Source organism: Acidovorax sp. M2(2025) (assembly GCF_049330835.1).
In the GTDB taxonomy this organism is placed as follows: Bacteria; Pseudomonadota; Gammaproteobacteria; order Burkholderiales; family Burkholderiaceae_C; genus Acidovorax.
This window is the reverse complement of record NZ_CP186262.1, coordinates 222,705-245,479: the sequence shown is the minus strand read 5'-3', so window position 1 is coordinate 245,479 and position 22,775 is coordinate 222,705. Positions and strand designations below refer to the sequence as shown.

Here is a 22,775-nt window from a genome sequence, read left to right as displayed (position 1 = left end):
AGCAGCTCACCGCAGCACGCGCCGGCGCATGCCGGCCATGGCGGCCAGCATCAGTGCGGCCAGCGCCGCCAGCCCTCCTTCACCCAGCGTGGGCACGGGAGTGGCCGTTCCGGTGCCGTTGCCGTTTCCGTTCCCATTGCCATTACCGGTACCGCCAGGGCCGGTGCCCCCTCCGTTCTGGGTCAGGGTGTTGCTGATCGTGATGGTCTGCGAGCCTGCCCCGGGCATGGCGCCGCTGGGCTGCACGTACACCGGTGCTCCCCAGGTGAAGCCGGTGACGCCCGGCAGTGCGCCCTGGCTCACGGTGCACACGCTGCCTGCCGCCACGGTGATCGGCGCTGCCGTGCCCGTGTTGTTGGTCACGGTGATGGTGCCGCTGAACTGGTAGCTGGGCGTGGTGCAGTTCAGCGTGAAGGGGATGCTGCCGCTGTAGGGCGCCGCTCCCGCTGCCGTGCTTACGGTTTGCTGGATGGTGATCACGCCGCTGGGCGGCGGTACGGGGGTCGATTGCAGGTACCAGTTGCCGTCTGCTGCCTTGACCAGCGAGTACACGAAGCCGCCTTGCACCAGGGTGCCTCCGGCCAGTGTGAAGGTGCCGCTGCCGCTGGCGCTGGCGGCGTCCACGACCAGGATGCCGTTGCCGGTGGTGGCAGCCCCTGCTCCTCCCAGGTTGCTGATCTGCAGCACTGTCGTGCCGCTGATGGGGCCTGTGATGCGCAGTTTGTCGCTGGGGCTGCCGTCTGTGCCCAGCACGGTGTCCAGTTGCACGGTGCCGCCGCTGCCGCTCCAGGCGGTGGCGTTGGCGGTGTCGGTGGCGCCGGGTGTGCTGCCGCCGGTCAGTTGCAGCACGCCCCCGCTTTGGGTGACTGCGCCCAGGTTCTGGCTGGTGCCTCCTTGCATGAGGGTGCCGCCGGTGATGCTGATGGCGGTGAGGCTGGGCAGGATGTTGGTGGTGGGCAGCACGAGGGTGCCGCCTTGCACTGCCAGGCTGCCTGCGAAGGCCGATTGGTCTGTGGGGTAGCTGGAGGCCACGGCGGGCATGCACGCTGCCGTGGTGTCGAACTGCCACAGGTTGGGGTCCAGCGCAGGCAGTCCGGCCAGCGTGGGCGAGATGGTGGTGGTGCCTGCTTGCTGCACCACGGTGCCGCTGCCCACCAGCGGCAGGTTGAAGTTGATGCTGCTGGTGTGGTTAAAGCGCAGTTGCGAGGTGGCGTCTGCCAGGTTGATCTGCGAGGCTTCGATGGTGCCGGGGGCGGTGGCTGTGGCGGTCTCTGAGCCGTAGACCACGCTGCCGCTGCCTGAGACGTTGACCGGGCCCAGGCCTCCGACCGTGGTGTTGACAAAAACCGGGGAGCCCGTGGACGACGTTGCCATCTGCAACAAGTTCGCACCCACCTTGACGGTGCCGGTGTCGGCCGTGACCAGCGTGCCGCCCGTGCCGATCTGCACCCGGCCAATCACGTGGTCCTGGAGCAGGACCGGCAACGAACCCATGTTGTTCATCTTGCCCGTCACAAGCAACTCGGTGGCGCTGCCCGTGGCGCGCACCAGGCCGGTGGAGGCCCCGTCCGCGCTGATCTGCAGAGAAGCGGGCGCCGGGGGATAGCTCGAAGGCTGGGTAGCCGAGCACGTGCCCGGAGCCCCCGGATAGGCCATGCCGTTGCTGACCAGCGACTTGCCGCCCGCCAGCACATCGAGGGCGCCATTGCCGCCCGTGGTGCCTACGGACAAGCCGCTGTAGAAATCCGCCTGGTTGGGGAAACCGCCCGTCGTCGGCTGGACGGTGACTACGCCCGTGCCACCACTTTTGCCAATGAAGTTGTAGGGAAGCTTGGGACCCGACTGGGAATTGTCGACCCAGTTCGGGTTGCTGGAGGAAAGCTTGCCGCTGCCCAGCACATTGACCGCCCCTGTGCTCCCAGCACCCTCGCCCACAGCAAAGTACGTGGTCGGGGTGGAATACTGGTTTGCCGTCCCCGTTTCCAAGTGCAGGCTGGCGCCGTTGATGTTAACCAGACCATTGCCCCCAGCCTGGCCCACCAGCGAGTTGCTGTTCGAGGGCCTCACCACCATGGAGTTGGGGGCGGCATAGCCGAGCTGGTCGGCCGACTTGCCCGCGCCCAGCACATTGACCTGGCCGGTGCTGCCGGCGCCCAGCCCCACCCCCAAGCCTGGTCCCCACGTCGTGACCCGGGCGGATCCGGGAGGAACCGTGAGGGGGGTAGTCATATCGACGGTCAGGGTGCCCGTCCCTCCCGCATCGCCTACGCGAAGGTAAGGGTCGGTGGCTGCCAGGGGCGGCAGGGCCGGGTCACTGGCTTGGTTCACACTCATGTACAAGTTCGAAGCACTGCCATCCGGCGTGATGTTGAACGCGCCGGAGGCACCGCTGCCGTGCCCTACGTACAGGTCCTGGAGGTTCAAGCCTGAAGTAAAGGTCGTAGCGTTCCATGGCGCGGCCGGGGACGACGAATTGATGACGTTGGCGCCACCGGCCGGGTCCGTCACGCTTCCTACCGACCAGGAAGCACCCTCCGTTACATCCCCGGGGCCAACCCAGAAATTGGTGGCCCAGGCGCCGCTGGCGGGCACCATTGAAAACGCACCCACCAAGGCGCCTTGCAGCAGGGTGAGCGAATGCCGGGAAACAGGCGTTTTTTTCTTCATGGGGTTACCTCGGGTCTCTCAGATTTCTTTGAATTAATAACCCCATCAACCCAAACATCTGCCCCGGCAGCGAAATACGGGGTAGACAGCAAGAGGTGCATTTGCGGGGAATGCGCCCTTCTCCGCGAAGGCGCTTTCTGATTCCACCATGCAGCGCCAAGAGGCGGCACCCCCCGAAATGTCAAACACGGTTAACTTGCCACACTTTCGGCTTTCTGTATTTGTTAAATACTGTCAAATATTTCCGCGCAGAAATTTCGCCAATACAGTGACAGCGTGGCTGCGGTGCTCCATGCCTTGTTTTCACAGCCCCAGGGTATTGATTTTTGTCAAATGACCGATTGCTTCGGTGATTATTGTTTTTGCCCTGTAGCCAGAAATTCGCCGTGCCACTCATTTCCCGTGTCTGGCTGAATACCGGGAATATTGGTCAGCAAAAATTCGTGGGTTAAAAATGGGCAAGAAAATATTCAGTTTCAAACCGCGCGCCATTGCGCTGGCGCTGGGCGCCCCCGCGCTGGTGCTGGGCGGCACGTCCGCCTGGGCCGCCTGTACCTTGAGCGCCGGGGTGTATACCTGCTCGGGCTCCACGCCGTCCACCCTCATCACGGGGCCGTCGCTCAATGTGGTGGTGGACCCGACGTTCGCCAGCACGGGGGTGGGCGGCCCTGGCCTGCGCCTGACGAGTACCGGCGGCGCAACGCTCACGCAGACAGGCAACGGCACCATCACCGGAAGCACGACCACCAACAGCCAGGGCGTTGATGTGAACAACACGGCGGGGGCAATGTCAGCCTGGTCCTGACGGGCCCGGTGTCCACGCTCAATGCCACCGCCGCCGCCGTGCGTGTGATCACCGACGCCACCACCCAGCAGGTCACCCTGCAAAGCAGCGGCCCCTTGTCCAGCCCGGGCACGGGCATCCTGATCAATAGCAGCGCCGCCACCGGCCTGCACACCATCAACGCCACGGCGCCCATCACGCTCAGCACCGCCAACGGCTCGGGGATCTGGCTCTCGACGACCGGCGCGGGAAACAGCATCACCGCAGCCGACATCTCGGGCGGATACCAGGGCGTGTACAGCACCTACGGCGGCACCGGCGGGTCCAACATCGTCACCATCAATGGCAGCGTGCTGAATACGCCCCTTGGCATCTCAGCCATCAACTCCACCGCAGGCAGCGCCAACGTGGCCGTGACGGTGACCGGCAGCACCAGCGGGCGCATCTTTGCCTCCAACGCCTCGACCACCGGCACCACCAAGGTGACGGTGGGCGGCAACGTGTCCGACCCCAAGTTCTACGGGATCGGGGCCAACAACGCCGGCAGCGGCCTTGAGATCAATGTGGGCGGAGACGTTACCGGCACCACGACGGGCATCCAAGCGTCCACGTTCCCCGGCAGCACCGGCGACATCCTCATCAACACCGCTGGCAATGTCACGGGCAAGGGGGCTGTGGGGCTGTATGCCCGCAACGAGAGCACAGGCAACATCGCCATCACGACCGCAGCCGGTAAAACCGTGACGGGCTCGGGCACCGACGACGGCATCTTCGCCGGCAATACCGAAGCCACCGGCGGCACCATCACCATCCAGGCCGACAGCAGCGTGGTCGGCGCGCTGGACGGTATCGGCGCTTTCAACGATGGCACTGGCGACACCACCATCGTCGCCACGGCCAACGTGACCGGCACCGGGCGCATCGGCATTGTCGCCAGCGACTGGTACGACGGCCCCACGGGCACGGGCGCCATCACCGTCACCACCACGGGTGCGGTGGCGGGTTCTTCCACCGCGACGGACGCTGCCGGCATTGCCGCAGGCATCTACAACACCGCCAATACCAAGCCCGTCACAATCAACCAGGACAGCGGCAGTGTGCGCGGCTTCACCGGCATCCTGGCGGAGAACTATGGCTCGGGCACCACGGCCCTCAATCTGCGCGGTGTGGTGGCGGGCACGGGCAGCACGGGCGCCGGCATCCAGACGGGGACCACGGCGGGCAATGCGGTGGCCATCAACCTGTTCAGCGGCGCGGATGTTTCCGCGGCTTCCGGCGTGGCGATCCTTGACGGCGCTGGCAACGCCACGGTGACTGCACCGTCCGGCTCCAAGACCACTGGCGAGGTGCACCTGGGCAATGGCAGCGATACGCTCATCCTCCAGAACGGTGCCGATATCAGCGGTGTGACGGTCCTCGATGGTGGCGATGACAGTTCGACGGCCGATGGCTTTGTCGATGTGCTGACGTTCCAGAATGTCACGCTCAATGCTTCCAGCATGAGTTTCGTGAACTGGGAGACGATCAATCTGTATGCCTCCACGCTGACGCTGAACAGCCCGACCTTGGCTGCGGGCCTGGGGGGCGCGCAGCTGTATGTCGATAGCGCCAGCACGGTGGTGCTGGGCACTTCGATGACGCTCAACGACAGTGTGGCCAATTCGGGCACGCTGTCGACGGCCAACGGCACCACGGGCGATGCCATCGTGGTGACGGGCAATTACACCGGCGGCGGTGCCTTCAATCTGGATGCGCAGCTGGGCGATTCGGCGTCGCCCTCGGATGTGCTGACCATCAATGGCAATGTGACGGGCACCACGACGCTGCGCATCACCAATGTGGCCGGGCTGGGCGCTGCCACGACCGGCAACGGCATTTTGGTGGTGAGTGTGGCGGGCTCTTCTCCGGACAACGCCTTTGTGCTGGCCGGCGGCTCGATCACGGTGGGCGGCTTTGTCTATACGTTGCACAAGGTGGGCAACAACTGGTACCTGCAGTCGGCGGCCGTGGTCACCCCGCCGCCGCCGCCTCCTCCCCCCGCGCCTTCCCGGCCCATTCCGACCTTGAGCGAGCTGGGCCTGGGCCTGTCGGCACTGTTGCTGGCCTTTACCGGCTTTGCCGCGCAGCGCAGCAACCCGCGCAATCCGCGCAGCGCGCACAACGCTCGCTGGTTCTAACCGAAGCTGCGGCCCGGCCAGGAACGCCGGGCCACGGCCGCACCCTCGGCGGCCGTGCTGGGCTGCCGTGGGCCAGGCAGCATTCGGCACCGGGTGGTCGGCGGACAGCCCGCCTCACGCACTCCGCCGTTGACGACTATTGCCAAAAACGGCTGTAGCCATTGCCCAATCAGCGCAAGCAGCTATCAAAATTGAAGTAACCCTGCCGCAGTGTCACAACCCGGGCCGGCGCAACGTCTGGCCTGTGTGTACAACCGGGGCTGTCCGGGCCTGGCCCGCAGCCCTCTTTTTCGGACACTGCCCGCATGAACACCGCCCTCGCTCCCACCGCCCCGGACCCCTTTACCGCCCTGCGCCCGCGCCTGTTCGGCATCGCCTACCGCATGCTGGGCGTGCGTGCCGATGCCGAGGATGTGCTGCAGGACGCCTGGCTGCGCTGGAGCCGCCAGGACACCGCCGCGCTGCAGTCGGCCGAGGCCTGGCTGGTGACCGTGGTGACGCGCCTGTCCATCGACCGGCTGCGCGCGGCCAAGGCCGAGCGGGATGCCTATGTGGGCTGGTGGCTGCCCGAACCGCTGGTGGAGCCGCTGGACGAGCACACGCCCGAAGCCGCGGCCGAGCTGGCGGGTGAGCTGTCGGTGGCGTTCCTGTACGTGCTGGAACGCCTGGGCCCGGAGGAGCGGGCCGCCTTCCTGCTGCGGCAGGTGTTTGACTACGACTACCCCGACATTGCCGCGCAGCTGGGCAAGACCGAGGCGGCTTGCCGGCAGATGGTGCACCGCGCCAGCGAACGCGTGCAGCAGGCGCGTGCGCGCTTCGAGGTACCCCGCGGCGTGCACCACCAGCTGCTGGAGCGCTTTGTCGCCGCCGCCCACAGCGGCGAGCGGGCCGCCATCCAGGCCCTGCTGTCGCACGATGCGATGCTGATTGGCGACGGCGGCGGCAAGGTGCGCTCGTTCCCGCATCCGCTGGTGGGCGCGTTCCGCATTGCCAACCTGTACTGGGCGCAATGGCGGCGCCTGGCCGACCAGGTGGTCTACCGCCCGGTGCTGCTCAACGGCGAGCCGGGCCTGCTGCGCTACGTCCAGGGCCGGCTGGAATCGGCGCAGGCCATGGTGACGGACGGCGAACGCATCGTGGCCATCTATGCGATCCGCAACCCCGACAAGCTGGCGGGAGTCGCGCTGCGCCTGGAGTGAGCGCCCGGGCCCTGCGGCCCGGAGCCCCCGAAGCTCCAAAAAAAGCGGCGGGGCGCCGTCACAACCGCACGCCGGCTTGCGTCTTGAAGGGTATGGAAGGCGGCGGCGCCCGGCCCGGCCACCCCGGCCGGCGGGCGGCCGCCCCTTTCAGGCAATGGTTCATTCAACCCCCCTTTCAGGAGCTTTCCCCCATGTCCCAGCACACCGCCCGCCTGCCCTACCACCAGCTCTCGTCCAAGGCCTTCATGGGCTTGGTCAACGTGTCTGAAACGATCAAGAAAGGCGCCCTGGGCGCGCGCCTGGCCGAGCTGGTGTTCCTGCGCGTCTCGCAGATCAACGGCTGCGCCTATTGCATGGACATGCACTGGAACTACCTGGTGAAGGACGGCATGGAGCCGCGCCACCTCAACGCCGTGGCCGGCTGGCGCGAGGCGCCGTTCTTCAGCGAGCGCGAGCGCGCAGCCTTCCGCTGGGCGGAAATCATCACCGCCACGCCGCACAGCGACGCCAGCGACGAGGAGTTCGCCAGGCTCCAGGCCCTGTTCACCGAGGCCGAGATCGCCGACCTGGGCTTTGCCATCGCCGTCATCAACGCCTGGAACCTGCTCAACGCGGGCATGCGCGCACCGATTCCCGAAAAGCCGGTGGCATGATTTATCTATAAAAATGGCCTCTAGCGCTTGTGCAGCAATCGCTGGAAGCTATCATTTTTGATACTCCAGATTCCCCTGCCACGCGAGCGGCCTGTGTAGCCTGCCTGACAGTCACCCGCGCGCACGCGGCCTACAGTGGTGCTTTCCCCCCATTACGGAGACACCGCCCATGACCGCCCTTCCCTCCCTGCAAGCCAGCGTCAGCCCCGAAGAATGGCAGCTGCGCTGCGACCTGGCCGCCTGCTACCGCCTGGTGGCGCTGTACGGCTGGAGCGACCTGGTCTTCACCCACATCAGCGCCAAGCTGCCCGAATCGGTGGCGGGCCCGGGCGCGCACCAGTTCCTCATCAACCCCTACGGGCTGATGTTCGAGGAGATTACGGCCTCCAGCCTGATCAAGGTCGACATGCAGTGCAACAAGCTGCACGACTCGCCCTTCCCGGTGAACCCGGCCGGCTTCGTGATCCACAGCGCCGTGCACGAGGCGCGGCCCGAGGCCGGCTGCGTGCTGCACACCCACACCCGCGCCGGCGTGGCCGTGAGCGCGCAGCAATGCGGCGTGCTGCCCATCAGCCAGCAGAGCACCTTCGTGCTGGCCTCGCTGGCGTACCACACCTACGAAGGCGTGGCCTTCCGCGACGAAGAAAAGCCGCGCCTGCAGGCCGACCTGGGCGGGGCCAACTTCCTCATGCTGCGCAACCACGGCCTGCTCACCGTGGGCAAGACGATTGCCGACGCCTTCCTGTCGATGTACACGTTCGAGAACACCTGCCGCATCCAGATCGACGCCCAGGCCGGCGGCGCCCTGACCGAAGTGAACCCCCAGATCGTGAGCGGCGTGGCCCAGGCCATGCGGGTGCAGACGGGCGGGCTGGGCGGCGCGTTTACCTGGCCCGCGCTGCTGCGCAAGGTGCAGCGCGAGGCGCCGGGGCATGACATGTGAGCAGGCCCGCCAGCGGCGCACGCCAGCAAAAAAACAGCGCAGCGCATAGCATCAACGGTTTCCGACCGTTTGCAAGGACTGATCCATGAAGCTGTACTACTCGCCCGGCGCCTGCTCGCTGTCTCCCCACATCGCCCTGCACGAAGCCGGCCTGGCCTACACCCCCGTGCTGGCCAGCACCAAGAGCCACAAGCTGCAGGACGGCACCGACTACTACACCATCAACCCCCTGGGCTACGTGCCGGTGCTGGAGCTGGACGACGGCACCCGCCTGCGCGAAGGCCCGGCGATCGTCCAGTACATCGCAGACCAGGTGCCCCTGAAGATGCTGGCCCCCCAGAACGGCAGCCTGCAGCGCTACCGCCTGCAGGAGTGGCTGACCTTCATCGGCACCGAGCTGCACAAGGGCTTCAGCCCCCTGTTCAACCCCGCCACGCCCGAGGACTACAAGCCCATGGTGCGCGAACGGCTGCTGCAGCGCCTGCAATGGGTGGACAGCCAGCTCGCCGGCAAGCAGTACCTGATGGGCGACCAGTTCACCGTGGCCGACGGCTACCTCTTCACCGTGACCAACTGGGCCAAGCCCACCAACCTGGACATTGCCGGCCTGGCCCACCTGGCGGCCTACCGCGAGCGGGTCGCCGCCCGCCCGGCAGTGCAGGCGGCCATGAGGGCCGAAGGATTGCTCAAATAAGCCTAAGCCGGCGCCGTCCCCCGGCGGGGGGTCCGGCGCTGCAAAAGTCTCCGGCAGTCTCCTCGCCCTGACCCGCAAGAACCTGCCTTAGAGCATGTTCTAAGAGCGAAGACGGGGCTAAGCTGGGGGACTCATCGTTGCTGCGCGCAGCAGCTTTTCAGGACTTCTGTATGACCTCACTGTTCGAACCCACCCGTGCGGGCGACCTCCAGCTGGACAACCGCATCGCCATGGCGCCGCTCACCCGCAACCGCTCGCCCGAGGCGATTCCCACCGACCTGGGCGCCACCTACTACGCCCAGCGCGCCAGCGCCGGGCTCATCATCTCCGAGGCCACGGCCATCAGCCCCCAGGGCCAGGGCTATGCGGACGTGCCCGGCCTGTATGGCACCGAGCAGCTGGACGGCTGGAAAAAGGTGACCCGCGCCGTGCACGAGGCCGGCGGAAAGATCGTGGTGCAGCTGTGGCACGTGGGCCGCGTCTCGCACACCGACCTGCAGCCGGGCAATGCGGCCCCTGTCGCCCCGTCCGCCATCCGGGCCCACACCAAGACCGTGCTCATCAAGGACGGCGTGCCCACGTTCACCGAAACGTCGCAGCCGCGCGCCCTGGACTCCGAGGAACTGCCCGGCATCGTGCGGGACTACCGCCATGCCGCGCGGCACGCCATCGCAGCGGGCTTTGACGGCGTGGAGATCCATGCGGCCAATGGCTACCTGATCGACCAGTTCCTCAAGACCGGCGCCAACCACCGCACCGACGACTACGGCGGCAGCATCGAGAACCGCGCGCGCCTGCTGCTGGAGGTGACCCGCGCCATCACCGAGGAAATCGGCGGCGGCCGCACCGGCATCCGCCTGTCCCCCGTCACCCCGGCCAACGACATCGTGGACGCCGATCCCCAGCCCCTGTTCGAGTACGTGGTGCGCGAGCTGGCACCGCTGGGCCTGGCCTACGTGCACGTGATCGAAGGCGCCACGGGCGGCCCGCGCGAACTGCCGGACCGGCCGTTCGACTACGCGGCCCTGCGTGCCGCCTACCGCGCCGCGGGCGGCAAGGGCGCGTGGATGGTCAACAACGCCTACACCCGCGAACTCGCCGAGCAGGCCCTGGCCCAGGGCGCGGACATCGTGGCCTTTGGCCGGCCGTTCATCGCCAACCCCGACCTGGTGGAGCGCCTGCGCCGCAACGCACCGCTCAACGAGGTGAACCGCGCCACGCTGTACGGCGGCGGGTCCGAGGGGTACACGGACTACCCGGCGCTGAGCGCCTGAGGGCCAAGAACGGGGGCCGGCGAAGCGGCCGGCTCGGGGGTCACCCCAGCCCGATCGGGCTGGGTGCCCGCATGACGATGCGGGTGAACAGGCGGTCGTACGCCGCGTCGCGCGGCTTGCCAGCCGCCAGGGGGTTGGTGTTGCTGGCAAACGCCACGTCCATGGCCGCCCAGTCTGCAGGCTGCAGCACCTGCTGCGCCGCCGGAATCACCACCACCTCCTCCACGCGCATGTGCTCCAGGTAGAAGTGGATGTAGCTGTCGAGCGCCTTGGCAAAGGCTTCCCGGCGGGCATCGCCCATCAGTTCCCAGGCCAGCAGAAGGTGCTGCAGCTCCCGCACGGCGGCCTCGCCGCCTTCGTGGTCGCGTTCGAGCTGCGCGATCGCGTCGGCCGCCTCGGGCGAGCGCTCTGCGACTTTCGGGAACAGCAGCTGCGACTCCTTGGGGTGGTGCTGGCGCTCTGGAAACTCGTCGATGTAGAACAGCATGGCCCGCATCACGTCGAAGAACACCGCCGGCTCATCGCCCGGCCCCTGGTCCATCATCAAACGCAACGAATGCAGGATGGCGGCGAGCGACGCATGCTCTTCGCGAATGGTCCGCAAACTGACTGACGGCATGGCGCTCCCCCGTTGACACGAAGCCGCCAGATTGCCACGGTCCGCCCGCCGCGGACCTGACACACATCAAGCAATCCCCCGCCCAGGCGCACCGCCGGACAAGGCGGGGGCTGGATGCCTCCCGGCGTTACAGGCTCTTGCGCAGGCGCACGATGGCGGAGCCGACCTCGGCGGAGGCCCGGGAGAACGGCGTGTTGCCCTCCAGGGCCTGCTCGGCTTCGGAATACGCGCCCCGGTTGATCAACTGGGCGACGCTGCCGGCCACTTCGTGGAATTCACGGTGGCGGTCCACCAAGGCCTGGAAGGCCGGCACGCTGCCATAGGAACCCTGGCCCCGGCCGTGCAGCCAGCGGCCCAGTTCGCAGCAGTCATCGCGGCCGATGGTGTCGGCGTCCAGCTGTTCCTGGTGCCGCGCCGCATCGCGCAGCTTGGTGCGCCACTGGGCGTGGGCCTTGATGGCCGACTCCAGGTCCACCCCCTCGGCGGCAGGGGCTGCCAGCGCAGCCGCGGGTGCCGGCGCGGCCACCGGGGCGCGGTGCGCCAGCATGGCGCCCGCCGCGGGCATGCCGGCGGCCTGGCCTTCGTCCGCCAGGCGGAACTGTTGCACCACCTGCGACAGGCGCGCCGCCTGCTCGCGCAACGAGTCGGCCGCGGCGGCGGACTCTTCCACCAGGGCGGCGTTCTGCTGCGTCATGCGGTCGATCTCGCCCACCGACTGGTTGACCTGGCCGATGCCCGCGGACTGCTCCGAGGCTGCCGCGGTGATCTCGCCAATGATGTCGCCCACGCGCTGCACGCTGGTGACGATCTCGTTCATGGCCGCGCCGGCGTCTTCCACATGGCGCACGCCGCCATCCACGGCCGTCACGCTGCTGTGGATGAGGCCCTTGATGTCGCTGGCCGCGGCCGCGGAGCGCTGCGCCAGGCTGCGCACCTCGCTGGCCACCACGGCAAAGCCCCGTCCTTGCTCGCCGGCCCGCGCGGCCTCCACGGCGGCGTTCAGCGCCAGGATGTTGGTCTGGAACGCGATGGAATCGATCAGGCCGATGATGTCGCCGATCTTGCGGCTGGAGGCCGAGATCTCGTGCATGCTGGCCACCGCCTGCTGCACCACCGAGCCGCCGCGCGTGGCGGTGCCGGAGGCCGAGGCAGCCAGCTGGTTGGCCATCTGCGAGGACGATGCCGTCTGCTGCACCGTGGCGGTGAGCTGCGACAGGGAGGACACCGCCTCCTGCGCGTTGCTGGCCGTCTGCTCCGTGCGCTGCGACAGGTCATGGTTGCCCATGGCGATTTCCTGGCTCGCCGTGGCGATGTTGCCGCTGGCGTCGCGCACCTGCGCCACCAGGGCGCCCAGCCCCTGCTGCATGTCGCGCAGGGCGCGCTGCAGGTCGGCCACCTCGTCACGCCCCTCGGCCGCGATGTGCTGCGAGAGATCCCCGCCGGCAATGGCCTGCGCCATGTGGCGTGCCTCTTCCAGCGGCCGGCAGATCGAGTTCATGTTCATCAGCGTGGTGGGCACCACCACCACCACGGTCACGAGCACCGCCAGCGCAAACAGCCACTTCGTGTCGCCCGCCACCTCGCCCTGTTCCTTCACGGACCGGGCCACCTCGGTGCGCAGCACCGAATCGAGCTCCATCATCAGCTTGTCCGCCTCGGCAAACTCGGCCACGGCCTTGGCGCTCATGCGGTTGGCGATGGTGGCGGTGTCGTAGCCGCCGGCCTCCAGCTGGCGCGCGACATGCGCGAACTGCTCCCGGTAGCTGTCCAGGCGCTTGACGATGTTGCGCACGATGGGGTTGTCGACGTCCTCCTCCCCTTCGAGGAACTGGCCCGCGATCTTCTTGGCCTTGTCCTGGCTCTCGATCCACTTGGCATGCGCCGCCTTGACCGCCTCGGGCTTTTCATAGCCGATGATCATGTCCTTCTCGTACTGGCGGATGGCGCCCATCTCGCCCCGCAGTTCGGCCAGGCTGCTCACCTCGGCAAACGAGCGCGCCATGAAGTTCTCGCTCATCGCATGGATGCGGAACATGCCCAGCATCCCCGCGCCCCCCAGCAGGCCCAGCAGCCCCAACACCACGCCAATGGCCCCCAGCATGCGCATGCGGATGGTGAAGTACCGCATCAGCGAGAAGAGATTCATGATCGTTCGTCCTTCGTTTTGATATGTACACGCGCCTGCCTCCCCAGCCGCCCGGGTCCCGGCTCCGCAACAAATCGTTGCAGTTTGCCAGACAACTGTGAACCCGTTGTACCCGTGGACGTATTTATCCCATGCGCCAGCGCTTGAGCAAGAGCGCATTCGCCATCACGCTGACCGAACTCAAGGCCATGGCGGCCCCCGCCACCACCGGGTTCAGGTACCCGAGCGCGGCCAGCGGAATGCCGGCCACGTTGTAGGCAAAGGCCCAAAAGAGGTTCTGGCGGATCTTGAGCACCGTGCGGTGCGAGATGTCCAGCGCGGCCGCCACCAGCATCGGGTCGCCGCGCATCAGCGTGATGCCGGCCGCATGCATGGCCACGTCGGTGCCGTTGCCCATGGCCAGGCCCACGTCGGCCGCCGCCAGCGCCGGGGCATCGTTGACGCCGTCGCCTACCATCGCAACTTGATGGCGCTTGCCATCGGCCCCCTGTTGCAGCGCCGCCACCTTGGCCGCCTTGTCGCCCGGCAGCACCTCCGCCATCACCTCGCCCGCCTCCGGGTCCAGCCCCAGGCGCCGGGCCATGGCCTCGGCGGCGCCGCGGTTGTCGCCCGAGACCATCACCGTGCGGATGCCGCGCGCCTTCAGGGCGGCCAGGGCTTCCCGGGCGCCGGGCTTGGGCTCGTCGCCAAAGGCCAGCACGGCGCGCAGCTGCAGCCCTTGCGTGACGCGCTGCGCCACCGCCGAGACGGTGGCGCCCTCCTGCTGCAGGGCCTGCGACCGGCCCGCCAGCGGGCCCAGGTCCACCCCAAGCTCCTGCATCCAGCGCAGGCTGCCGACCAGGTAGCTCTGGCCAGCCACCTCGCCCTCGGTGCCGCGGCCGGGCACGGCGCGCACGCCATCGGGCTCCGCCAGGGGCAGCTGCCGGTCGGCGGCGGCCGCCACCACGGCCCGGGCCAGCGGGTGTTCGCTGCCGCTTTGCACGGCGGCCACGGCCGCCAGCACCACGGCCTCGTCGGCGCCCGGCACCACCTCGAACGCGGTCAGCCGCGGGCGCCCCACGGTCAGGGTGCCGGTCTTGTCGAACGCCACCGTGTCCACCTTGTGGGCCAGTTCCAGCGCCTGCGCGTCTTTGATCAGGATGCCGTGCTTGGCGGCCACCCCCGTGCCGGCCATGATGGCCGCTGGCGTGGCCAGGCCCAGCGCGCAGGGGCAGGCAATCACCATCACCGCCACGGCGTGGATCAGCGCGGCCTCCAGGCCCGCGCCCATGGCCAGCCAGCCCAGCAGCGTGACCACCGCCACCACCAGCACCACGGGCACGAAGACCGCGGAGACCTGGTCCACCAGCCGCTGGATGGGCGCCTTGGCGGCCTGGGCGTCCTCCACCAGGCGGATGATCTGGGCCAGCACCGTCTCGGCGCCCACCGCCGTCACTTCCATCACGATGCGGCCGTCGCCGTTGATGGAACCCCCGGTCACGCCCGCGCCCGCGTCGCGCGCCACCGGCAGGGGTTCACCGGTGAGCATGGACTCATCGACCTGCGTGTGCCCCTCCACCACCGTGCCATCCACCGGAATCCGCTCGCCCGGCCGCACCACCAGGCGGTCGCCCACCAGCACCTCGGCCACGGGCACGTCCACCTCGCCGCCCTTGCCCAGCAGGTGCACCACGTCCGGCCGCAGCGCATGCAGGGCGCGGATGGCCGCGGTGGTCTGGCGCTTGGCGCGCGCCTCCAGCCACTTGCCCAGCAGCACCAGGGTGACCACCACCGCCGACGCCTCGAAATACAGGTGCGGCACGTGCCCCGGATGGTCGGTGGGGGCCGTCAGCCACAGCCACATCGACAGCCCCCAGCCCGCGCTGGTGCCCAGCGCCACCAGCAGGTCCATGTTGCCCGACAGCGCCCGGGCCGCATGCCAGCCCGCCTTGTAGAACCGAGCCCCCAGGATGAACTGCACCGGCGTGGCCAGCAGGAACTGCGCCCACGGCGGCAGCATCCAGTGCTGCCCGAACAGATCGCCCAGCATGGGCAGCACCAGCGGCGCCGACAGCACCAGCCCGATCCCCACCGGCAGGAACCCCGCCCAAGGCGAGGTGTCTTCCGGCGCCTCGTCCTGGCCGGCCGCCCGCGGCTCGTAGCCCGCGTTGCGCACCGCGCGGCGCAGCTGGGCCTCCATGGCGGCCGCATCGCCCCCGCCGGGGCCGGTGGCAAACGCCACGCGGGCCGATTCGGTGGCCAGGTTGACCGAGGCGTCCTGCACGCCCGGCACCTTGCGCAGCGCACGCTCGACGCGGCCCACGCAGCTGGCACAGGTCATGCCGGAAATGCCCAGGTCAAGCGAGTGCAGGGGTCCCGGGGATGCTGCGGACGCAGCCAGGGGAGGGGTGGTGGTGGTGTTCATGGCAGGGATGGTGATCCTTGACGCGATGGCAAGGTCAAGCGTTGCGCCGCATCAACCCTCGCGCCGTCAGTGCCTTCACAATCGCTTGACTTTGCCACGGTGTCAAGCTTCACCATCGGCACCCGTGGGATCGCAGGGTTTCGGCCGATCCCGCCACTGTCACCGACCGACCCAGGAGTTTTCACCATGACCAGCAACACCACCACAACCACCTTCCAAGTCCAGGGCATGACCTGCGGCCACTGCGAACGCGCCGTCACCCAGGCCGTCCAGCAGGTGGACCCCCAGGCCCAGGTGCGCATCGACCGCGCCAGCGGCAAGGTGGACGTGGACAGCACCGCGCCCCGCGAGGCGATTGCCGCCGCCATTGCCGAAGAGGGCTACACCGTCGCCGCCTGATGCGGGTGTGCAGCCCCGCAATCCCGACCCGCCGCGCGAGGCCTCGACCCGCTCAGCCCGGGCGGTTGTGATGAAGGCACACGCACCGGCACACCCCCTCCACCCCACAAGGGTCCCACCATGACGACGCCAACGCCCCAGCACGCACACGCCCCGGCCCCCGCGCCTGGCAAACCGGCAGCCCCCCGCGCCACGGCCTGGCCCGTGGCCATCGGCACCGCCGCCCGGCGCGCGGGCATCTCGGCGCGCATGGTGCGGCACTACGAAGCGCTGGGCCTCATCACCGGCGTGGCCCGGACCGACAGCGGCTACCGCCAGTACACCGAGGCCGACGTGCACGCACTGCACTTCATCCGCCGCGCGCGCGACCTGGGCTTTTCGATGGAGGAGATCGCCGAGCTGCTGGGCCTGTGGCACGACCGCAGCCGCGCCAGCAGCCAGGTCAAGCGCATCGCCCAGGCCCACATCGACGACCTGAACACCCGCATCGCCGCCATGCAGGCCATGCAGCGCACGCTGCAAACCCTGGTTTCGTGCTGCCAGGGCAACGACCGGCCCGAATGCCCGATCCTGGACGACCTGGCCAAACCGGCCGCATAAATGCTATATTTTTAATAGCTTTCAGCGCTTGCTGGACGGGCGCTGGAGGCCAAAAGTGCCTGATTATCGACCTACCTCAGACGCTTTCTCTTCCCCACCCGTTCGGGCTGAGCCTGTCGAAGCCTCGCACGCGCGCTGCAAGCCCTGGCTTCGACGGGCTCAGCCCGAACGGATGGAGTGGTATCTGAGACAAGAAACCAATCAGGCAAAAGTTGCCTCAACCGCAGCAAGCCTGCGTCATGCCAGCCCCGCAGGCTTGCTCCGAGCAGGCGCGGCCCCGCGCCTCGCACGGGGCTTTTGGCCGGGCGCCGTGGCGGGCGAGCACGCCGCCGCTGGCGGCCGCCGCAGCACCCCGCCCATCAGCGTCTCCACACACTGCTGCGCCACCTGCTCGGCCGTGTACTCCCCGCCCGGCTGGTACCAGCGGCCGATCCAGCTGAGCGCACCGGCAATCACAAACGCCGTCATCTTGGGATCGCAGGGCGCAAGCGACCCTTCGGCCACGCCCTCGGCCACCAGACGCCGGAATTCCTGGTCGATGGCGGACTTGAGGCGGCGCAGTTCCTTGCGGCTCTCGGGGGGCACCTGTTCGTCGCCCACGCGGATCAGGCACATGCCGAAGTCCTGCGTGACGATGCGTGCGTACACCTGCATGCAGGTGATCAGCTGGTCGATGGCCTGGCCGCCCGCCGCGCGCGAAACCTCGATGCCCGCCAGCATCATGTCCAGGCCTTGGCGCACGCACTGCAGCAGGATCTCGTCCTTGTTCTTCACGTAGTAGTACAGCGTGGGCTTCGTCACGTTCAGGCGCGCGGCAATGTCGTCAAGCGACGTGGCGTGAAAGCCCCGCTCGTTGAACAACTGGGCCGCGGCCTGTAGCACGGCATAGCGCTTGGCCTCGCGCTGCTGCTCGCGGTGGGACACCGGCGCCCAGGGCGAGGCGCTGGAGGGCGCCTCGCCGTCGGCCTGCGCTGCGGATGTCTCCGGGGAGGCAGTGGCTCGGGAGCGCGGCACCTTGCGCGCGGGCGTGCTGCTGCTGTTGCTGCCGCCGCTTTTGCTGGGGCTGGGGCTGCGTCGGGGCGATGCCGCTTTGGCACTGGGCATGGGTCGAGATCCCTCGGGAAAGTACGGATGCTGAATGGGGGTGCGGCTTCCAGAATCTACTCGTCGGTAAACAGTTTACGCACAAGTAGAAAATTTCCGCAGCCTCCGCGCAAATTTTCTGGTCGCCCGCCGTGAATCAACCCGTATTAGAAAGCCAATGGAGACAACCGCTTCCGGCCTCTGTGCTGTCCCGCCGCTGCTGCAGGTACAAGGCGTCACGCTGGCGTTCGGAGGCGTGAAGGCGCTGACCGGGGTGGGGTTTGACGTGGCGCCCGGCTCCATCACGGCGGTCATCGGCCCCAACGGCGCGGGCAAGACCTCGCTGTTCAACACCATCTCGGGCTTTTACCGGCCCAGCCAGGGCTCCATCCGCTTTCAGGGGCAGGACATCACCCGTGTGCCTGCACCGCAGCGCGCCAAGCTGGGCCTGGGTCGCAGCTTTCAGAACATCGCCCTCTTCCGCGGCATGACGGTGCTCGACAACATCAAGCTGGGCCGCCACGCGCACCTCCAGACCAACGTGCTCGACGCGCTGTTCTACCTGGGCCGCGCCCGCCGCGAAGAGGCCGCGCTGCGCCGTGACATCGAGGAACGCATCATCGACTTCCTCGAAATCGACCACATCCGCCACGCGCCCGTCTCGGCCCTGCCCTACGGCCTGCAAAAGCGCGTGGAGATGGCCCGGGCCCTCGCCATGCAGCCGCAGATCCTGATGCTGGACGAGCCCGTGGCCGGCATGAACCGCGAAGAGACCGAAGACATGGCGCGCTTCATCCTCGACGTGCGCGAGGAATGGGGCGTGACGGTGCTCATGGTCGAACACGACATGGGCATGGTGATGGACCTGTCGGACCACGTGGTGGTGCTCAACTTCGGCCAGGTCATCGCACAGGGCACGCCCGCACAGGTGCAGGCGGACCCCGAGGTCATCCGCGCCTACCTGGGCGCGGGCGATGTGGGCGACCTGCGTGCCAAGCTGCAGGGGGCGGCCACGTCATGACCGGCAACTTCGACTGGGCCTACCTGTTTGAGATCAGCCTCACCGGCATCGCCGGGGGCGGGCTGTATGCGCTGGCGGCGCTGGCCTTTGTGATGGTCTACAAGGCCACGCGCGTGGTCAACATCGCCATTGGCGAGCTGCTGATGGTGGGCGCCTACCTGTTCTTCACCTTTGCATCGATGTTCGCGCTGCCACTGTGGCTGGCCATCCCGGCCGCCGTGCTGGGCACGGGCCTGCTGGGCGCAGTGATCGAGCGCACCATGATCCGCCCGCTGCTGGGCGAGCCGCCCATCTCCGTGTTCATGGTCACCGTGGGCCTGGCCTCGGTGCTGGTGGGCCTGGTCGAGATGATCTGGACGGCCGACCAGCGCCGCCTGCCGGACTTCATGCCCACGCAGCCCATCATGGTGGGCGATGCCTTCCTCGCGCCCAAGGTGTTCTGGGGCGCGGTGATCGCCATCGCGTTCATCGCGGCGGTGCTGGTGGTGTTCCGCTTCTGGCGCGGCGGCGTGGCCCTGCGCGCCACGGCCAGCGACCAGGCGGCCGCGTATTCGGTGGGCATCAACGTGCCGCGCGTGTTCTCGCTGGCCTGGGTGGCCTCGGCCATGCTGGCCGCCATCTCCGGGATCATCGTCGGCTCGATTGGCGGCATCTCGTCCAGCATGGGCGTGTTCGGGCTGTCGGTGCTGGTGGTCGTGATCGTGGGCGGGCTCGACAGCGTGCTGGGTGCGCTCATCGGCGGCATCCTCATCGGCCTGATCGAGGCACTGGCCGGGGCCTATCTGGGCGGCGAATACAAGCTGCTGGCGACCTTCATCGTGCTGGTCGCTGTGCTGCTGGTGCGGCCGTATGGCCTGTTCGGCACCCATGAAATAGAGAGACTCTGATGCGCATCGGAACCCTCAAGGAAACCTACATCGCCGACGCGGCGCTGTTCGACTCGCGCACGCAAAAAACGTGGCTGGCCGTGGGCGCTGCGTTGCTGGTGCTGTTCCCCTTCATGGCCAGCGACTACTGGCTGTACCTGGCCTGCCTGGTCAGCATCAATGTGGCAAGCAGCACGGGCCTCAACATCCTCACGGGCTACACGGGGCTGGTCAGCCTGGGACAGGCCGCCTTCATGGGCCTGGGCGCCTACACCGTGGCCGTGCTGGAAACCAAGGTGGGCACACCCTTTGTGCTCAACCTGCTGGCCGGTGGCTTCGTGGCCATGCTCGGGGGCATCGTGGTGGGCATCCCTTCGCTGCGCGTGAAGGGCCTGTACCTGGCGATTGCCACCATTGCCGCATCGTTCATCGCGCACTTCATCTTTGCCAACTGGAAGTTCACCGGCGGCACCGGGGGCCTGAGCGTGCCGCCCGCCAGGCTGTTTGGCATGGCGCTCGACACCTCGTTCCGCCTGTACTGGCTCATCGTGCCCGCCACCATCCTGATGCTGCTGGGCGCAGCCAACCTGTTCCGCACGCGCGTGGGCCGTGCGTTCATCGCCATCCGCGACCGCGACATCTCGGCCGAGGTGCTGGGCATTCCGCTGCTGCGCTACAAGCTGCTGTCGTTTGGCCTCTCGTCGTTCTACGCAGGCGTGGCGGGCGGACTGTGGGCGTACTTCTTCCGCGTGGTCACACCGGAGAGCTTTCCGCTGCAGATGTCCATCTTCTTCCTCGCGGCCATCATCGTCGGCGGCATGGGTTCCATCCTGGGCGGCATCCTGGGGGCCGTTTTCATGACCATGGTGCCCGAGCTGCTCAAGCTCGTGGTGGACCTGATGCCCGGCGGCAGCGAACTCACGGTGTTCCTCTCGCCCGTGCGCACGGTCATCTTTGGCCTGCTCATCATCGGTTTTCTCGTCTTCGAGCCCCATGGCCTGGCCGAAGTGTGGCGGCGCGTCCGTCGTTTCTTCCATCTCTGGCCTTTCAGAAACTAAACCACCCAGGAGACACGCATGCACCCCACCTCCACCTCCCCGCGCCGCCGCACCCTGCTGGCCGCCGCCGGCGCGGCCGCCCTCACCCACCCGCTGTCGGTGCTGGCGCAAGGCGCTGAAGAGATCGTGATCGGCGGCTCCATCCCGCTCACCGGCGTGTTCGCATTTGCAGGCGTTGGCATCAACGCGGGCATGGGCGACTACGTGAAGATGCTCAACGACGCGGGCGGCATCAAAGGACGCAAGGTCAAGTACGTGCCCGAAGACACGGGCTACAAGGTCGATGTGTCGGTGGCTGCGTTCAAGAAGATCACCAGCCAGAACAAGGTCAACCTGTACTACGGCGACTCCACCGGCTTCTCCAAGACCATCAACCCCGAGCTGGACCGCAACGGCAACATCCTGATGGCGGGCGCGTCGTTTGCCACCGAACTCAACGACCCCAAGAAGTACCCGAACCAGTTCCTCGTGGGCCCCGACTACACCGAGATGTTCGGCATCCTGCTCAAGCACATCGCCAAAGAGAAGCCCGGCGCCAAGGTGGCGTTCGTCTATTCCGACTCCGAATTCGGCCGCGACCCCATCGAGTCCAGCGAAGCCATGGCCAAGAAGCTCGGCCTGTCGGTGCCGATCAAGATCATGACGCCCGCCGGCAGCGTGGACGTGTCGGGCGAGGTCATCAAGCTGCGCCGCGCAGCGCCCGACTACACCATCTTCCATGGCTACATCCTCGCGCCCATCCCCGAGTTCATCACCCAGGGCAAGCAGCAGGGCATGACCAGCAAGTGGATGGGCACGTTCTGGACCATGGACAGCTCCACCGTGATGAAGATGGGCGAAGCCGCCGACGGCTTCATGGGCGTGATGCCGTATCGCTACTACTACGACACCGAGAAGGCGCCCATGCTGGAGAAGATCCGCTCACTGCGGCCCGAGTACCAGAGCACGGCTTACATCCAGGGCTTCCTGGCGGCGATGCTGTTCACCGAAGCCGCCAAGCGCACGCTGGATGCGGGCAAGCCCCTCACCGGCCCCAACCTGAAGGCTGCGCTCAACTCCATCAAGGACTTCGACACGGGCGGCCTCATCGGTGTGCCGATCACCATCAGCGGCAACTCCATCCCTGTGGGCCGCGTGTACCGCGCGGACATGAAGGCGCAAAAAATGGTGGCTGCGTCGGACTGGATCAAACTCTGACCTCGCCTTTGCCATGACCCAGCCAACCCCGGCCCACGTCCTCGAAGTCAACAACATCGAGGTCATCTACAACAAGGTGGTGCAGGCCCTGCGCGGCCTCTCGCTGGCCGTGCCAAAGGGGCAGATCGTGGCGCTGCTGGGCAGCAACGGGGCGGGCAAGAGCACCACGCTCAAGGCGATCTCGGGCCTGTTGGCGCTGGAGGATGGTGTGGTCGAAAGCGGCAGCATCCACTTCAACGGCCAGCCCACCGCTGCTGTGACCCCACAGCAACTGGTGCGCAACGGACTGAGCCATGTGATGGAAGGCCGCCGCGTGTTTGAAGACCTCACGGTCGAAGAGAACCTGGTGGCGGCCACCTATGCGCTCACGGGGCGCAAGGATGCGACGCCGGATTTCGATCTGGTCTACAGCTATTTCCCGCGCCTGCACGAGCGGCGCAAGGGCCTGGCCGGGTACCTGTCAGGCGGCGAGCAGCAGATGCTGGCCATTGGCCGCGCACTCATCGCGCAGCCCCAGCTCATCCTGCTCGACGAGCCCTCGCTGGGCTTGTCTCCCAAGCTGGTCGAAGACATCTTCACCATCATCGCGCGCATCAATGCCGAACGCGGCACCAGCATGCTGCTGGTGGAGCAAAACGCCACCGTGGCGCTGGCCGTGGCGCACCGGGGCTACATCATGGAGAACGGCAAGATCGTGATCGACGGCACGGCCGAGCGCCTGGCCAACGACCCCGATGTGCGCGAGTTCTACCTCGGCATGGGCGGTGGTGGCGAAGCCAAGAGCTTCAAAGAGATCAAGCATTACAAGCGCCGCAAGCGCTGGTTGTCATGAGCCGGACTGCGAGCCCCTCGCCCCTCGCGGGAGAGGGGTTGGGGAGAGGGGGCGGCAACCGGCGCTGCGCCCACATCGACCACCCCCCTCTCCCCAGCCCTCTCCCACGAGGGGAGAGGGAGCCATACCGGCCCATTTCTGCGGCTTTGGGCGGCGTGC

18 protein-coding genes and 2 pseudogenes are annotated in these 22,775 nt (G+C 67.6%); 14 read left to right on the top strand and 6 right to left on the bottom strand.

Annotation, left to right across the window (positions count from 1 at the left end; translation table 11 throughout):
* Positions 1 to 6: 6 nt before the first annotated feature.
* Positions 7 to 2,667, bottom strand: a complete 2,661-nt coding sequence (locus tag ACOYR3_RS01085; protein WP_422844690.1) for an IPTL-CTERM sorting domain-containing protein — start codon at positions 2,665 to 2,667, stop codon at positions 7 to 9.
* 454 nt (positions 2,668 to 3,121) lie between these two features.
* Between ACOYR3_RS01085 and ACOYR3_RS01080 the strand changes: the two genes are divergently transcribed.
* The 7 genes from ACOYR3_RS01080 to ACOYR3_RS01050 all read left to right on the top strand — a co-directional run bounded on the left by ACOYR3_RS01080 (position 3,122) and on the right by ACOYR3_RS01050 (position 10,391).
* Entirely contained in the window at positions 3,122 to 3,472 is a 351-nt protein-coding gene (locus ACOYR3_RS01080; RefSeq protein ID WP_422844689.1) for a hypothetical protein, read from the top strand.
* A gap of 8 nt (positions 3,473 to 3,480) precedes the next feature.
* Entirely contained in the window at positions 3,481 to 5,628 is a 2,148-nt protein-coding gene (locus ACOYR3_RS01075) for an IPTL-CTERM sorting domain-containing protein (RefSeq protein ID WP_422844688.1), read from the top strand.
* 305 nt (positions 5,629 to 5,933) lie between these two features.
* Positions 5,934 to 6,827, top strand: coding sequence for an RNA polymerase sigma-70 factor (locus ACOYR3_RS01070; RefSeq protein WP_422844687.1), 894 nt, complete (start codon positions 5,934 to 5,936; stop codon positions 6,825 to 6,827).
* A gap of 191 nt (positions 6,828 to 7,018) precedes the next feature.
* Positions 7,019 to 7,480 (top strand): carboxymuconolactone decarboxylase family protein, encoded by a 462-nt coding sequence (locus ACOYR3_RS01065; RefSeq protein WP_422844686.1) that lies wholly within the window; start codon positions 7,019 to 7,021, stop codon positions 7,478 to 7,480.
* Between the two features lie 169 nt (positions 7,481 to 7,649).
* Positions 7,650 to 8,423 carry a class II aldolase/adducin family protein gene (locus ACOYR3_RS01060; RefSeq protein ID WP_422844685.1) on the top strand — a complete coding sequence of 258 codons (774 nt, stop codon included), beginning with the start codon at positions 7,650 to 7,652 and terminating at the stop codon, positions 8,421 to 8,423.
* Between the two features lie 85 nt (positions 8,424 to 8,508).
* On the top strand, positions 8,509 to 9,117 hold the full coding sequence (gene gstA, locus ACOYR3_RS01055) for a glutathione transferase GstA (RefSeq protein WP_422844684.1): 609 nt from the start codon (positions 8,509 to 8,511) through the stop codon (positions 9,115 to 9,117).
* A gap of 170 nt (positions 9,118 to 9,287) precedes the next feature.
* On the top strand, positions 9,288 to 10,391 hold the full coding sequence (locus tag ACOYR3_RS01050) for an alkene reductase (RefSeq protein ID WP_422844683.1): 1,104 nt from the start codon (positions 9,288 to 9,290) through the stop codon (positions 10,389 to 10,391).
* Positions 10,392 to 10,431: 40 nt separating this feature from the next.
* Here ACOYR3_RS01050 and ACOYR3_RS01045 read toward each other — a convergent pair whose 3' ends face one another.
* From ACOYR3_RS01045 to ACOYR3_RS01030, 4 genes and pseudogenes are all read right to left on the bottom strand, one after another.
* A complete protein-coding gene (locus ACOYR3_RS01045; protein ID WP_422844682.1) occupies positions 10,432 to 11,010 on the bottom strand; it encodes a hemerythrin domain-containing protein in 579 nt (192 codons plus the stop codon).
* 127 nt (positions 11,011 to 11,137) lie between these two features.
* A pseudogene (locus ACOYR3_RS01040) lies at positions 11,138 to 11,398 on the bottom strand (CZB domain-containing protein); the annotation flags it as partial.
* Between the two features lie 93 nt (positions 11,399 to 11,491).
* Positions 11,492 to 13,156, bottom strand: a pseudogene (locus ACOYR3_RS01035) (methyl-accepting chemotaxis protein); the annotation flags it as partial.
* Between the two features lie 124 nt (positions 13,157 to 13,280).
* Entirely contained in the window at positions 13,281 to 15,560 is a 2,280-nt protein-coding gene (locus ACOYR3_RS01030; RefSeq protein ID WP_422844681.1) for a heavy metal translocating P-type ATPase, read from the bottom strand.
* 186 nt (positions 15,561 to 15,746) lie between these two features.
* Here ACOYR3_RS01030 and ACOYR3_RS01025 point away from each other — a divergent pair, with 186 nt between their 5' ends.
* Positions 15,747 to 15,959 (top strand): heavy-metal-associated domain-containing protein, encoded by a 213-nt coding sequence (locus tag ACOYR3_RS01025; RefSeq protein ID WP_291483881.1) that lies wholly within the window; start codon positions 15,747 to 15,749, stop codon positions 15,957 to 15,959.
* A gap of 120 nt (positions 15,960 to 16,079) precedes the next feature.
* A complete protein-coding gene (cueR, locus tag ACOYR3_RS01020) occupies positions 16,080 to 16,559 on the top strand; it encodes a Cu(I)-responsive transcriptional regulator (protein WP_422844680.1) in 480 nt (159 codons plus the stop codon).
* Positions 16,560 to 16,796: 237 nt separating this feature from the next.
* On the opposite strand, the gene ACOYR3_RS01015 is transcribed toward cueR, so the two are convergent.
* Positions 16,797 to 17,663: a TetR/AcrR family transcriptional regulator gene (locus ACOYR3_RS01015; RefSeq protein ID WP_422844679.1), complete on the bottom strand. Its 867-nt coding sequence runs from the start codon at positions 17,661 to 17,663 to the stop codon at positions 16,797 to 16,799.
* 157 nt (positions 17,664 to 17,820) lie between these two features.
* Here ACOYR3_RS01015 and ACOYR3_RS01010 point away from each other — a divergent pair, with 157 nt between their 5' ends.
* The 5 genes from ACOYR3_RS01010 to ACOYR3_RS00990 are packed head-to-tail and all read left to right on the top strand — an operon-like array spanning position 17,821 to position 22,616.
* Entirely contained in the window at positions 17,821 to 18,663 is an 843-nt protein-coding gene (locus tag ACOYR3_RS01010; protein WP_422844678.1) for an ABC transporter ATP-binding protein, read from the top strand.
* Positions 18,660 to 19,550, top strand: a complete 891-nt coding sequence (locus tag ACOYR3_RS01005; protein ID WP_108500293.1) for a branched-chain amino acid ABC transporter permease — start codon at positions 18,660 to 18,662, stop codon at positions 19,548 to 19,550. Before ACOYR3_RS01010 ends, ACOYR3_RS01005 begins: the two co-directional genes overlap by 4 nt.
* Positions 19,550 to 20,587 carry a branched-chain amino acid ABC transporter permease gene (locus ACOYR3_RS01000; RefSeq protein ID WP_422844677.1) on the top strand — a complete coding sequence of 346 codons (1,038 nt, stop codon included), beginning with the start codon at positions 19,550 to 19,552 and terminating at the stop codon, positions 20,585 to 20,587. Before ACOYR3_RS01005 ends, ACOYR3_RS01000 begins: the two co-directional genes overlap by 1 nt.
* A gap of 18 nt (positions 20,588 to 20,605) precedes the next feature.
* Positions 20,606 to 21,784 carry an ABC transporter substrate-binding protein gene (locus ACOYR3_RS00995; RefSeq protein WP_422844676.1) on the top strand — a complete coding sequence of 393 codons (1,179 nt, stop codon included), beginning with the start codon at positions 20,606 to 20,608 and terminating at the stop codon, positions 21,782 to 21,784.
* A gap of 13 nt (positions 21,785 to 21,797) precedes the next feature.
* Positions 21,798 to 22,616 (top strand): ABC transporter ATP-binding protein, encoded by an 819-nt coding sequence (locus tag ACOYR3_RS00990; protein WP_422844675.1) that lies wholly within the window; start codon positions 21,798 to 21,800, stop codon positions 22,614 to 22,616.
* The last annotated feature ends 159 nt before the right edge of the window (positions 22,617 to 22,775 follow it).

Coding starts and splice junctions, on each gene's coding strand:
- ACOYR3_RS01045 (WP_422844682.1), bottom strand. CDS start 11,010: ATGCCGTCAGTCAGTTTGCGGACCATTCGCGAAGAGCATGCGTCGCTC.
- ACOYR3_RS00990 (WP_422844675.1), top strand. CDS start 21,798: ATGACCCAGCCAACCCCGGCCCACGTCCTCGAAGTCAACAACATCGAG.
- cueR (WP_422844680.1), top strand. CDS start 16,080: ATGACGACGCCAACGCCCCAGCACGCACACGCCCCGGCCCCCGCGCCT.
- ACOYR3_RS00995 (WP_422844676.1), top strand. CDS start 20,606: ATGCACCCCACCTCCACCTCCCCGCGCCGCCGCACCCTGCTGGCCGCC.
- ACOYR3_RS01005 (WP_108500293.1), top strand. CDS start 18,660: ATGACCGGCAACTTCGACTGGGCCTACCTGTTTGAGATCAGCCTCACC.
- ACOYR3_RS01025 (WP_291483881.1), top strand. CDS start 15,747: ATGACCAGCAACACCACCACAACCACCTTCCAAGTCCAGGGCATGACC.
- gstA (WP_422844684.1), top strand. CDS start 8,509: ATGAAGCTGTACTACTCGCCCGGCGCCTGCTCGCTGTCTCCCCACATC.
- ACOYR3_RS01085 (WP_422844690.1), bottom strand. CDS start 2,667: ATGAAGAAAAAAACGCCTGTTTCCCGGCATTCGCTCACCCTGCTGCAA.
- ACOYR3_RS01080 (WP_422844689.1), top strand. CDS start 3,122: ATGGGCAAGAAAATATTCAGTTTCAAACCGCGCGCCATTGCGCTGGCG.
- ACOYR3_RS01000 (WP_422844677.1), top strand. CDS start 19,550: ATGCGCATCGGAACCCTCAAGGAAACCTACATCGCCGACGCGGCGCTG.
- ACOYR3_RS01010 (WP_422844678.1), top strand. CDS start 17,821: ATGGAGACAACCGCTTCCGGCCTCTGTGCTGTCCCGCCGCTGCTGCAG.
- ACOYR3_RS01015 (WP_422844679.1), bottom strand. CDS start 17,663: ATGCCCAGTGCCAAAGCGGCATCGCCCCGACGCAGCCCCAGCCCCAGC.
- ACOYR3_RS01050 (WP_422844683.1), top strand. CDS start 9,288: ATGACCTCACTGTTCGAACCCACCCGTGCGGGCGACCTCCAGCTGGAC.
- ACOYR3_RS01030 (WP_422844681.1), bottom strand. CDS start 15,560: ATGAACACCACCACCACCCCTCCCCTGGCTGCGTCCGCAGCATCCCCG.
- ACOYR3_RS01070 (WP_422844687.1), top strand. CDS start 5,934: ATGAACACCGCCCTCGCTCCCACCGCCCCGGACCCCTTTACCGCCCTG.
- ACOYR3_RS01060 (WP_422844685.1), top strand. CDS start 7,650: ATGACCGCCCTTCCCTCCCTGCAAGCCAGCGTCAGCCCCGAAGAATGG.
- ACOYR3_RS01065 (WP_422844686.1), top strand. CDS start 7,019: ATGTCCCAGCACACCGCCCGCCTGCCCTACCACCAGCTCTCGTCCAAG.